The 13,182-nt window shown below is 28.1% G+C and carries 10 protein-coding genes and 2 tRNA genes; 9 read left to right on the forward strand and 3 right to left on the reverse strand.

Annotation, left to right across the window (positions count from 1 at the left end; genetic code table 11):
• The first annotated feature begins 4 nt into the window (after positions 1–4).
• The 9 genes from AVBRAN12647_RS05090 (at position 5) to AVBRAN12647_RS05130 (ending at position 8,685) form a co-directional block, all read left to right on the forward strand.
• On the forward strand, positions 5–1,321 hold the full coding sequence (locus tag AVBRAN12647_RS05090) for an NADH-quinone oxidoreductase subunit N (protein ID WP_336614788.1): 1,317 nt from the start codon (positions 5–7) through the stop codon (positions 1,319–1,321).
• Positions 1,321–3,642 carry a tetratricopeptide repeat protein gene (locus tag AVBRAN12647_RS05095; protein ID WP_336608514.1) on the forward strand — a complete coding sequence of 774 codons (2,322 nt, stop codon included), beginning with the start codon at positions 1,321–1,323 and terminating at the stop codon, positions 3,640–3,642. The genes AVBRAN12647_RS05090 and AVBRAN12647_RS05095 overlap by 1 nt, the downstream gene beginning before the upstream one ends.
• Positions 3,643–3,691: 49 nt before the next feature.
• Positions 3,692–3,782 (forward strand) — tRNA-Ser (locus tag AVBRAN12647_RS05100).
• A gap of 24 nt (positions 3,783–3,806) precedes the next feature.
• Positions 3,807–3,883: transfer RNA gene (locus AVBRAN12647_RS05105), tRNA-Arg, on the forward strand.
• A gap of 64 nt (positions 3,884–3,947) precedes the next feature.
• Positions 3,948–4,388: a DUF3015 family protein gene (locus tag AVBRAN12647_RS05110; RefSeq protein ID WP_214119749.1), complete on the forward strand. Its 441-nt coding sequence runs from the start codon at positions 3,948–3,950 to the stop codon at positions 4,386–4,388.
• Entirely contained in the window at positions 4,389–6,236 is a 1,848-nt protein-coding gene (locus tag AVBRAN12647_RS05115; protein ID WP_336614789.1) for an Lnb N-terminal periplasmic domain-containing protein, read from the forward strand.
• Between the two features lie 179 nt (positions 6,237–6,415).
• The gene (locus tag AVBRAN12647_RS05120; RefSeq protein ID WP_214117469.1) at positions 6,416–7,006 is read left to right on the forward strand and encodes a zeta toxin family protein; all 591 of its coding nucleotides are present in this window, start codon (positions 6,416–6,418) and stop codon (positions 7,004–7,006) included.
• Positions 7,007–7,198: 192 nt separating this feature from the next.
• Positions 7,199–8,146, forward strand: a complete 948-nt coding sequence (locus AVBRAN12647_RS05125) for a sialidase family protein (protein ID WP_336614790.1) — start codon at positions 7,199–7,201, stop codon at positions 8,144–8,146.
• 2 nt (positions 8,147–8,148) lie between these two features.
• Complete coding sequence (locus AVBRAN12647_RS05130; RefSeq protein WP_239803324.1) at positions 8,149–8,685, forward strand: hypothetical protein; 537 nt, start codon at positions 8,149–8,151, stop codon at positions 8,683–8,685.
• Between the two features lie 6 nt (positions 8,686–8,691).
• Here the strand turns inward: AVBRAN12647_RS05130 and AVBRAN12647_RS05135 are convergent, their stop codons facing one another.
• From AVBRAN12647_RS05135 to AVBRAN12647_RS05145, 3 genes are read right to left on the reverse strand one after another with little or no spacing between them, the layout of a single operon-like run.
• Positions 8,692–9,132 carry a DUF4878 domain-containing protein gene (locus AVBRAN12647_RS05135; protein ID WP_214117466.1) on the reverse strand — a complete coding sequence of 147 codons (441 nt, stop codon included), beginning with the start codon at positions 9,130–9,132 and terminating at the stop codon, positions 8,692–8,694.
• Positions 9,133–9,136: 4 nt separating this feature from the next.
• Positions 9,137–11,173, reverse strand: a complete 2,037-nt coding sequence (locus AVBRAN12647_RS05140) for a rhodanese-like domain-containing protein (RefSeq protein WP_214117465.1) — start codon at positions 11,171–11,173, stop codon at positions 9,137–9,139.
• Positions 11,174–11,216: 43 nt separating this feature from the next.
• Positions 11,217–13,145, reverse strand: a complete 1,929-nt coding sequence (locus tag AVBRAN12647_RS05145) for a multiheme c-type cytochrome (protein ID WP_442862275.1) — start codon at positions 13,143–13,145, stop codon at positions 11,217–11,219.
• Positions 13,146–13,182 lie beyond the last annotated feature (37 nt).

Here is a 13,182-nt window from a genome sequence, read left to right on the forward strand (position 1 = left end):
TAGAATGCAACTTGATTTAAATGTATTACTTATTTTACCTGAACTTGCTTTGATAGTTTTTGCTTGTTTTATATTGGTTGCTAATTTATTTTATAAATTTGATTTAAAAGCTTTAAAAGGGCTTAGTATTGTGGCTTTAATAATTGCTATTATTTGCCAATTTAATTGCCCTTATGATGAGAGTTTTTTTGATTTATTTATATTTGATAATTTAGCAAAATATTCAAGTATATTAATCAATCTATCAGCTATTTATTTTCTACTTGCTAATAAAAGAGCTGATGAAGGTGAGTTTTTTGCATTATTTTTAATGATGATAGCTTGTTTAAATTTTATGGTAAGCACTAATAATTTAATAGTAGCTTTTATAACTCTTGAAGGCTCTTCTTTAGCACTTTATAGCTTAATAGCGTTTAAGAAAAAAGCAATTGAAGGTGCTATTAAATACTTTAATTACGGAATGCTAGGCTCAGCATTTTTTGCTATGGGTTCTGCAATGTATTATTTTGATAGTGCAAGTTTAGAACTAAACTCATTAGCTACAATTAGCACGGCTAGTATTTTAGCCTTTGTTATGATAGGAATTACAATATTATTTAAATTATCAGTAGCACCGCTTCATATGTGGCTTAAAGATGTGTATTTAAAGGCTGATTCAAGTTTAGCTGGATTTATTTCAATAGTTCCAAAAATAGCTATGATGGTATTTGCATATAGATTTATGATTTCATTTGAAAATTTCTTCAATGTAAGTGAGATTATTTTAATTATTGCTTGTGCTTCTATGCTTTTTGCTAGTGTTATGTCATTAAAGCAAGATAATGCAAAATCAATGTTAGTATATAGCTCTGTTTCACATTCATCGTTTGCTTATTCAACCCTTGCATTTTTTCATTTATCAAGCCAAATGTTTTTATATTATTTTTTAACATTTGCATTTGTAAATATCGCATTATTTATGTTTTTAGGTGCGTTTAAAGACACAAATTATGAGAATTTAAAAGGGGTGTTTAAGAAATATCCTTTATTAGGAATTTGTATTGTTGTATTATTGTTAAATCTTGCAGCATTGCCACCATTTGGTGTGTTTTTTGCTAAGGTTGGTGTAATTAATATAGCTTTAAATGTTAATACTTATGCAGCAATTTGTATGGCACTTAGCTCAATTATTATGCTATTTGCTTATTTAAGATTTATAAAAGCAATTTTTGCAGATAAAGAAATAGGATTTTTATATTTTAATAACGCTCAAAAAATAGTTTTAATTTTAGCAGTTATTGCTTCTTTTGTTGCAAGCGTTGGATTAGATTATATTAAATAATGAAAAAAATATTATTTCTTTGCTTTTGCGTTTATTTATATTCTTTTGAACTATATATAAACTCTGGCAAGGAAATAAATAAAAATATATCAGTTTTACATATTAAAAACAATACTGATATAACTTGTGATAAATTACAAGATGAGAATTTAAAACCTTATTTTAAATGTAGTGTGAAGGGTAAATCAAGGTTATTATCAAATCAAGATTTAACCTTATTCAAATTAGAATTTAAAAATTCAAAAGATACTTTAGATATATATATTTACCCTAAAACAAATGTTAGTATTGTTGATAGCGAGCAAAAATTATATGATACTAATGTGGTTTTTGCATCTAGCAAAAAAGTTTCTAAAAATTTTACTTTTATATTTTTTCCATATACTCAAGGAGTGTTAAGTCCTAATGGACTTGATTTTGATGTGATTTTTCCTGATTTACAAACTCCTTTTATAGAAGGACTTGATTTAGACCAAAATCCTGTAAATATTAGCGATAATAGTGATATTAATTCTTATTTGAGTATTAAAAAATATTACGATAATAAGCAATATAAAGAGCTATTAGATTTATGCAATATGTCTTTAGAAAAATATAAAAATAGTATTTTTATAAGCGAGTTTTATTTGTATAGAATTAGAGCTATGTTTAATTTGCTAAATGAAAATACCACTTTAAGTGAAGAAATTATTTCAAGTGCAAAAGATTATGTAAGGGTTTTTCCAAGTGATGAGAATTACACTGAAATATTGCAAATGATGGTAAAAACTTATTTAAAATTAGAACAAAGAAGTGATGCTGAATATTTTATAGATATTTTAAATAACGAGCACCCAAATTCTTATTACACAAAATTGGCAAGTTTAAACTATGCTGATTTTTTACTATCTCATGGCAAAAGAGATGCTGCTACTATTATTTATAATAATATTTTATTTAGTTCAGATGATGCGATTTTGGCTAGTAAAGCTGCAATATCTTTAGCAAAAATCAATATTAGTCATAATAAAGCAAAGGAAGCTAAGGAATTTGTATTAAAAGTCTTTAATGCAAATGAGCAATATTTATTAGAAGATAAGGATAAAACATTGGGTTTAGCTGATGATTTTTTCAAGGAAAAAATGTATGATATTAGTGCTCCTATTTATGAGTTTTTATTTAAAAATTCAAATAAATTAGACCCTTATTATGAAAGGGTATTAAAAAATTTAGGGGTTTCTTTAGCTAAAAATAATGATTATAAAAAGGCTGATGAATATTTAAATGAATATAAAAAGCTATTTCCTAATGGCGAATATATGAATATTATTGATGAAACTATTGATAGTTTATATTTTGAAAAAGATGAACAAGATAGCTTTAAATTGCACGAATATTATAATTTTTTAATGGCTAAATATGATAATAACATATCAAAAAGAGCTCTTTATGAAGAAGTTAAATTATTGTATAAAGAAAAAGATTATGAAAAGATTTTAAAACTAGAAAAGAAAATAAAAGATAGTGAAAATGAAGAGCTAATTTCTTTATATGATAGTAGCTTGATTAATTTATTAAATATTGCATTAGATGATGATGATTGCGATGAAGTTTTAGGATACATAAAAAATAATAATTTTATAAGTGATGAAAAAGTCATTAATAAAATGAAATATTTAGAGTGCCTAGAGAGAAAAAAAGAAAATAAATTAGCTTTAGATTTTGCAATTAAGTTTGAAAATGAAGATTTGGTGTTTTATAAAATTAAACAAGCAAAACTTTTATATTTAAATAAGCAGTATAAAGATGTAGAAAATATAATCAAATCTATTTTAAATAAACGATTTAATATTAAAAAACCAGAATATTTTGAGATATATTATTATTTATCATTATCATTAATTAAGCAAAACAAATACAACGATGCTATTTTTTCATTAAAACAGCTTGAAAAATACGGTAATGGATTAAGATTGGTTGAAGTTTATGACGAATTTTTGAATTACTTTAAAAACAATAATCTTGATATTTCAGCTATTACTTATGGTAAAAAAGCAATTAATATACAAAATTATTTAGGTATTAATTTATATAGTCCTAAGATAGAGTTAATTACTTTAAATGCTTTAATTAATAAAAATAATATAAAAGAAGCTAAAGAAATATTTATAGATTTATATAAATTAAAATTAAGCGAAGAAGAATACAGCAATGCAAAATATTTAGAAGCTAGTATGCTAATTAAAAATAAAGAATTTGAAAAAGCAAAAGAAACTTTAAAAGAATGCAAAAGTGGTGATTGGAAAAATTTATGTGATGAAAAATTACAACTTTTGGAATAATTTAAGCTAAATCTAATTTTTAAAATATATAATATGCGTTTTACTTATTGGACAGATGGGTGAGTGGCTGAAACCACACCCCTGCTAAGGGTGCAGCTCTTAATCGGGGCTCGAGGGTTCAAATCCCTCTCTGTCCGCCACTTTATTTCAAAAACTTATTTTATGCGCTCGTAGCTCAGCTGGATAGAGCATTTGATTGCGGTTCAAAAGGTCAGGGATTCGAATTCCTTCGGGCGCACCATTCATACTCATTGTTAATATATAGTTTTATAATTTGTTTTTTTAATACTTTAAAAGGAGTTATAATGAGAAAATTACTTTCTTCATTGGTAGTTGTTGGTGCGATTAGCACTTCTTTATTTGCAGGTGCAAATACTCAAACAGGTTGCGGACTTGGAACTATAATTATTAAAAACCCTGATTCAGCAATTATGTATGCTTTACAAGCTACTACAAACGGAACTTCAGGTAATCAAACTTTTGGTATTACTACAGGAACACTAAATTGCCAAGAAACAAGATTAGTTCATAATGAAAAAGCAATTAATTTCGTAAATGCAAATCTTGACGCTTTATCAAATGAAGCTGCTTTAGGAATGGGCGAGCATTTAGATACTTTAGCTGAACTTTTAGAAGTAAAAGACGCTGATTTATTTAAAGCTAATTTAAGAGCAAATTACTTAGCTATTTACAATTCAAGCAATGTTGTAGGTGCTCAAGTTTTAGATAGAGCTTCTGCTTTATAATTGAAAAAGTTTTTATTTTTATTGTGCTTTTGTATTTTTGCAAAGGCACAAGATAATGAATTATTAAATCTTGATTTTTCTAAATTAAGTATTTCTAAAGATGAGTTTTTAGAAATTATTCAACAAGCTAATCAAAAACAAGTTTTTAACACAATAGAATGGAAAAATCTCCTTCACTTTACAAACAACAAAAGCGAGATAATTAATAAAGAATTTTTTTATTCAAATCAAAGGAATTTAAAATCAGAATTTGAGCTTAATTTATATATGTATTTTTTAAAAAAAGAAATATATTTAGGCAAAAAAGAAGAGTTAAATCAAAAAGATTCTGCTATAACTTTTAGCAATGATAATGATAATTTGCACTTTATTTGCAAGTTTCCTTTAAGGGCAAAATACATAGAAAAATCTCTAAAACTTACTAAAAATCAGGATTTAAATTGTTCTGATTTGAATAATTTCTTAGAATATATTAGCCCTAAATCAATTAGCATAGTTTTTCCAGCTGCTTATTTAAATTCCCCAGCTTCAATGTTTGGGCATACATTTTTGCTAATTAATTCTAATTACAATTCAAGGCTTTTATCTTACGCTATTAATTATGCTGCTGATGTTGATGAAAAAGATGAAAATGGCTTAATGTTTGCCTTTAAAGGTTTGTTTGGCGGATACATTGGCAAGTATTCTTTAAAGCCTTATTATGATATGTTAAAAACATACAAAGATAGCGAAAATAGAGACCTTTACGAGTATGATTTAAAATTAAATGAAGAAGAAGTAAATAGACTGATTTTGCATTTATGGGAGATTAAGGATAGTAGTTCGGTTTATTTGTTTTTTGATAAAAATTGCTCTTATAATATTTTGTGGTTACTTGAGAATGCAAATCCTGATATTAAATTAAGAAATAAATTTATTTATAGCGTAATCCCAAGCAATACTATACAAAAAATCAACGATATTAATCTAATTAGCGATTATCACTATAGAGCATCAAAGTTAAATACCATTTTAAATCAAGCAAAAGATTTGAGTTTTGATGAGATAAATCTAGCAAAAAATATAGCTTTAGGTAAAATTGAGCCAAATTATGATTATTCTATTTTAGCCTTAGCGAACGAGCTTAGTCAGTATTATGCTAGTAAAAATGAGCTTAGTGTAGATGAATACAAAAAAATAACTCATAAAATATCTAGTAATTTATCTCAAAGCAAAATAGCAAAGCTTCCTTTAAAAACTCCAAAAGAAAGCATAATTAAGGCTAATTATCCTAGCAAAATATCATTTGCTTATGATACAAAAAAGAAAGCTTTATTATCAATTAGACCAGCCTTGCACGATATTTATGAAGATGATTTGGGTTTTGATAAAGGTATCGGGATAGAATTTTTAAGCACTACTATTAATTATGATAAAAAGCCTAAATTAGATGAGTTTGTCCTGCTAAGACTTGCAAGTTTAAGTGATTTTAACTATATAAATCATAAGCCAAGTTTTTTGTTTAAACTAGCTTATGATGATGTATTAGATGATAAATTAGCAAATATGGAGCTTTTAGGTGGGATTAGTTTTGTTAATGAGTATTTTTTATTATCATTTTTAAGTGGTTTTAGAGCTTATAAAGACGGTTTGAGCTTTAATAATCAAATAATTACAAGCCTATCTTATAAAGCAAATAAGCTTAGTTTAAGTTATCATAAGAATTTTTATAAGCACGGCTTATTAGAAGATATTTTAAGTATCAAAACTCATTTTAAGATTTATAAAAACACTGCGATTTTTGCTGAATTTCAAAAATATTTTCACAAAAACGAAACATTTAAAATAGGTATAAATTATTATTTTTGATATTTTTTTGGATTTGGAATTTAATTTGATTTTTTTTAAATTCTAAGTATTTGGGTTAGCAATTGTTTTTAAAAATTTATAAAAAGATATAAATAAATATAAAATATTTTTAGTTTTTTATATTAATAAAATTATTTAATTTTTATTATAATTACTTAAAATCTATATAAGGAAAATTTATGATAAATCAACCTATAGTTACTATTTTTGCTGGTGTAAATGGTGCAGGAAAAACCACTTTATATTTTTTAACACTAGAAAAAGGAATAAATTTAGGCTATCGTATAAATGTAGATGAAATAGCTCAAAGTATTGGAGACTATAGAGATAGACAAACTCAAGTTCGTGCTTCAAGAATAGCTATAACAATGCGTAAAGTTTATATAGATGATAAACTTAATTTCAATCAAGAAACTACACTTTGTGGAAAATCTATATTAAATCTATTTGATGAATTAAAAGAGAATAATTACAAAATAAATTTACGCTTTGTAGGGCTTGATAGCCCACAAACAGCAAAAGAGCGTGTAAAAATACGAGTTAGTAAAGGTGGACATGATATAGAACCACATTTAATAGATAAAAGATATTACGAAAGTATGCAAAATCTTTTAAAAATTATGCCGTTGTGTGATGAGATTTTGGTTTATGATAACACTAAAAATTATGAATTAATTGCAAAAATAACAAATGGAAAAGTAGATATACAAAAAAATATTGAATGGTTCAATGATTTAATTTCAGAAAAAATAAAACTTCAAAATTATTAATTTATAAATGTTAGTTATGATTTAAAAAACCACAAAGGACAAAGATGAAAAAACTCACATTATTTTTATTTAGTTTATTTTTATGGGGGGGGGTATTTATTAAATAACAAAGATATAAATTTTACTTATTTAACCAAATCAACCAACCACAAAACCCAAACAATCCAAGAACTAAAAAGCATTTCTATACCAATGAAACAAGGTGTATTATCAGCACATTCTTCAAGCACAATATCTCTTAATAATGATTATTTGCTTAGCGTATTTTTTGCAGGTTCTAAAGAAGGTGCAAAAGATGTAGCAATTTATGCGAGTATTTATCAAGGCACAAATTATTTAGAGCCTTTTGCATTAATTACTAGAGAAAAGCTTATGAAAGATAGCAAAGAATATATTAAAAAAATCGGAAATCCAACCTTAGTCAAAACAGATAATAAAATCCATTTATTTGTTGTAGGAGTTAGTTTTGGCGGCTGGGCAAATAGCAAAATATATCATTATATTAGCAGTATTGATACTATTGATTTTAAATTCCAAAAAGTCCTTCATTTAAGCCCTTTTGCAAATATTAGTAATCTTGTAAGAGCTAATGCTATTTATATTAATTTAGGTAAAGAATTTGGCTTTTTACTCCCGATTTATCACGAATTAGCCAATAAATATCCTTTAGCTTTAGTATTTAATAATTCAGGCGAACTTTTAAAAATCAAAAAACTCACTAATGCTAAAGATTTATTTCAGCCAAGTGTCGTTGCTATTAATGATAAACTAGCTTTATTTGCTTTTAGGTCTAGCAAAAGTGCTAATTATGATTTTTATACTATGACTTGTGATAATCTTTTAAATTGCAATGATTTAACAAAAACAAATCTAAAAAATTATGATAATTCTATTAATTTATTCAAAGTAAATAATGATATTTTCTTGCTTTTTAATAGTGATAAAGATGGCTCAAGAAATACTTTAAGCCTTGCTATTATGAAAGATTATAATGATTTTCATAGGATTTTAGATATTGATAAAGGTAAAGAAATGAGCTACGCAAGTTTATTTATTAGCGATAATAAAGCTCATATTACATACACACATAATCGTGATTTTATTCAATACAAACAATTTTTATTTAACAAAAAGGATTAAAAATGCACTTTATTTATACTTTACTTTATTTATCAATTTTTGCAAGTATTTTTCAAAAACTTACAATTAAGAAGAAAATTTTTATATATTTAGCGATAATTTTTTTGACAAATATATCTATATTTAATGGTTTGAGTTTGAATGATTATACTTATAGTATATTTTCTAATCTTAGTATTTTTAGTGTTTTAATTTTGCTATTAATAATTTTTAATCAAGGCAAATTGCTTGATTTTAGGGCTTATGTTTATATTTTTGTTATCAATCTTTTATTTTTTCTATCATTTTTAAATATTATTGCTTTTGATATTTATTATGAAAATGGTTTTTTAAATTATTTAATAATTTTTGTAATTTTTATAATTTCGTATTTGCTAAATCAAATTCTATCAATTTTATTTTTGCTATCTTTAGCAATATCTTTTATCTTAGGCATTGATAATATAAATGATTGTTTTTTTGATATTTTTATTTTGATATTTTCATTTTTTCAAGTAATTTTAAAAGCAATTAAAAAGAATTTAAATAAGTCTAGTTAACTAGACTTATTTGACCTTTACAGGATATAAGCTTGGGTATTCATAGATTTTCCACTCGCCATTTTCGTTGTGTAAAATCACATCTTTACTGAATTTATGTTGCTGGATTTTGTAGTTTGTATCTACTTGAACTATTGCTATTTCGCTACTTTTGTTCTTTTTAGTAAAGTTCATTTCTATAGTATCATCATTACCTTTATAATCATAATCTATAAAAATCATATCCTTACCTTTATCTTGAAACTTCTTAAAATAATCCACATTATTTTTACTAGCAAGTAATTTAGCAGCATCACTCATTTTCCCAGCTTCACATAAAAGCACAAAGTCTTTAACCACAGCTTCAGGCTCTTTAGCTTCATTGCCGCAAGCACTAAGAATTAGTGCTGCAGCAATTAAACTTGATGCCGTAAAACTTAAAATCATATTAGCATCTTTATTTTTCATACTCTTATCCTATCAACATATCAGCAAAGGCATAAATTATTAAGAACAGAAAAATTAGTCCAGTAAATAGCATTAAAAATCCAACAACTCTTGCAAAATAAAAATACTTAGCAAAAGAATTGCTCTCATTTTTAAGTTCGTCTAATTTTCCACTAGCTTTAAGCCTTGCATACCATTCAGGTCTATCGTGCTTTAATTCTTCTTCAGTTAGTTCTCCACTAAAGATAACCATATCCATAGGGAATCTATCAGCTCTAAAGTGAGTATTGAAAAAATGCACCGCAAAAATAAATCCTGTAGCTAAAAGTGCTTCATCAGAATGCACAAGCGTTGCAAGATTTAGCATAAAGCCAGGTAAAATCTTCGTAAATTCAACCGGAAACCATAATACTAAACCACTAAAGCCAATGATAAACATACCCCAAAATACTGCTATATAATCAAATTTTTCCCAGTAAGTAAATCTATCAAACTTAGGTCTTTCGCCTTTTCCAATAAACCATTTAAAATGAGCTACAACATCTCTTAAATCTTGCATTCTAGGCATTAAACTATCAGGTCCAAATAATTTTGCTAAGAATAATTTAAAGCTTAGCTTTCCATTATTATCACGAATAGCATCACGCTTAGTCCAAGAATTATAAACTACTTCAGCAATGTGGCTTAAGAATACTGCAATCATAATAAACGCACTAAAATGGTGTATTTTAGTAGCCATTACAATTCCGCCCATTAAATCAATCATAGTTTGAGCCCAAGGAGCGGTATAGAATTTTTGCGGTAAGCCAGAAAAACTTAATCCTAAAAAGCTTGAAGCTACAAAGAAATGCTGAATTCTATGCAAGGTGCTAAAGCGTTTAATATTTACCTTGTCATTATGCATTTTTTCTTTTGCTGCACGCCACTCATCTTTATATTTAATACTCATATAAATTAGTTTTATACTCCACAAGAATGTGTGTAAGCCAAAGAATGCAAATACTGATATTACAAGTCCTGTCATAAACACATAAGCCCAATAAAGTAAAGGGAAATTCTCTTTATCAGTATGGTCAGCATGAGCTATAAAATCACTAAAGTTATCATTAGCTCCTTCGTGGCATTTTTCACAAGTTTTTATTCTAGTTTCACCATATAAAGTTGATTTTTCATCTTTTGGTTTATGAATGTTATGAGCCCCGTGACAATCAAAACAAGCAGCTATTTTTTTGCTTTCACCATCTTTTGCTAAAACCATAGCCTTTCCGTGGAAAGTTTCGTGATAGTGTTTTTGCTCTTTTTCATGGCAACTTCCACATTTTACATCGCTTAGTTTTTTAACAGCTAAAGAGGTTAATTGTTGTTTATCATGCACATTATGGCAATCCGAACATGATGGAGATTTTTCTCTTGGATTTGTGAATTTATCATGCACACTTCCGCTAAATTCAGCCTTAACTTCTTTATGACAACTAGTGCAGTTTGCATTTACATTGTCTTTATCGTTTGCTAAATCATTGATAATTCCGCTAGCACCATGACAATCTCTACAAGCAGGAAGATTACCAAATCTTAAATTCTTATGTAATTCATCTTTAAAACTACTTACTTCATTTCCTTCGTGCCAACTATTAATATCATGGCTTTTTACAAGTGGTTTTATGCCGCCTTTTTCAATAGGTCTTGCACTAAGAATCCAGCTTTCAATTCCATCTAGCATTACACGAACATTTGTATATCCTAGTTTTTGTGCTTTTAATGCAGCATCAGAGCTTGCATAGCACATTCTATTTAAGCAATAAAAAATAATCTTAGCGTCTTTATTGCTAGGTAATAAACTTACCCATTCAGGTGTATTAATAAAAATAGAGCCTTTTAAATAGCCGTATTTTATTCTTTCTTCTTTTGTATTTGCGTCAAATATATATACATCTTTTTTACCTAATTCTTTTTCTACATCAGCCATAGATATAGGAATTACTCCTTCAACTACTGCAAAATCGCCTTCCGATGCAAAAAGGTTAAAGCTTAAAAAGATGGCAAAAATAAGTCTTAGCAACATATTTTATCCTTTCACTAAGGTTAGGATTTTTCCTAACCTTTTATTATTTCTTACCATCTAATAAATCTTGAGCTTGTGCTACATAAACTAATGCTTCATTTATTAGTTTTAGAGCATATTTTGGACCATGAACGCCCCAGCTTCCATCTTTTTCAATTTTTTCATAAATTGCTCTTGCTTCTTTTGTAAGTAGGATAATTTCTGATTTAGTTTTTGTGCTTAGATTATCCATTTTTGCTTGTTCTCTATCAATTTTGCGAATTGCAAGTTCTAGTTTTTTAAAGCCTTCTTTAACAGGTAATTGCCATTCCATAACTTTATCATAGATTTGCTCTTGGTCTGTGAAGTGTAATTCTTTTGGTAAAGTTGATTGCACAGCACTATGGCATCCACTTGCCCCAGGTCCTACTAGATTTACATCACTCCAGCTAGTTCTTCCGCAACTCCACATTAAATCCACAAAGAATTTGCCATCTTTTCTAGCAATTGTCCAACCTTTAGTTGTTTGTGGGTCTCTTGGTTTTCCTTCTGGTGGGTTTAGAGTTTTTGCGTCTTTATCTACATAGATTTTCCATATATGACTTGCACGAACATTGTCAAATCCACCTTTATCAGGGTTTTGAACGCTCGCAAAGTTTTCACAACTCATCATATTTGGCATATGACAGCCTGTGCAATTATCTTTAGCGTGTGCTCCGCCGTATTTAAACATTTCAGCTTGAGTTTCGTGACAATCACTACAAGTTTTTTTAAGTCCTACTTTTGTATAAGGGTCTTTCCAATCATTTGCAGTAACTTCGTGTGGGTCGTGGCAAGTTGAACATCTCATACCTTTATCATAGTGCATAGTATTATACATTTGTGAGCCTTCAGTTCCACAAGATGGACACGCTGATTTAAAGTAACTATTAAATGGCTTTCTTGGGTCAATCTTCGCATCTTCGCTATCATAAGCAAATCTTTGATGACATCTTTCGCAATTACTTGGCATACCAGCACCCCTTGCTCCATAAAGGTGAGCTCCAGCTCCGTGACATTCTTCACAGCTAATTCCTTTAGAAATTGCGTGTTTTCTAAGCTCGTCTTTATTTCCAATTGCTGCTAAGAATTCTTCTTTAGATTTAAAGTCAAATTTAAAGCTATGGCATACTTCACAATATGCAGATGCAGGTTGAAACATCATTTTTTCTTTATAAGTAGAACCATAAGAGTTTATTCCCCAAACGCTTGAAGTTTGTTTGCCAAAATCTTCTAATTTTGTAGGAAAGCCAGGTGAGAATTCAGCGATTTTTTTCGCAACTTCAGGTGTAAGTGATTCAACCCAAAGGCGTGAGAATTGATTACCTCCAGCAACCATTTTACCTGTTCCATCAGCTAATTTTCCATCTTCAATGTGATAAGTTCCACGAACTAACCATTTATCAATAAAACCATATTTTGTTCTAGGAGTTCCTACGATTACAAATACATCATCAGCTTCAACACCTTTTGGTAAAATTGTAGCTTCGCTGCTTCCATACATAGGCTTTTTAGGGTCTCCTCCAGCTTCTTCTAATTCATCAGGAAAACGAATAACTTTTGAGTGGCGTGAGCGATTCCAAGCTTCATATTGAGCAGGGTGACATTCACCACATTTTTTAGGTCCTACGAATTTATTTGGATAATCTAAAATACTTTCCATACCTAGACGATATGTAATTGACGCAGAACGACCTGTGTCTTTTTCATAATTTCCATGCCCACCGAATTCTACGAATTCTTCTTGGCGATTAGAAATAGAATATTTTCCTACTAATCTTCCTTCCTTTTCGTATTTAAACATAGGATGGCGGTCTTTTAAGAACTCTATAAAATCAGTTTCTTGATTTACATAATCGTGTAGAGTTCTAGGCTCGATACCATCAGCTTGAGGTGTTATATTATTAGCATATAACATAATACAGGCACTACCTAGTGCTAACAAGCGTTTCATAGCTTTCTCCTTAAAATTAAAATTACAACAATGAAGT

Source organism: Campylobacter sp. RM12647 (genome assembly GCF_020138135.1).
Lineage (GTDB): Bacteria > Campylobacterota > Campylobacteria > Campylobacterales > Campylobacteraceae > Campylobacter_E.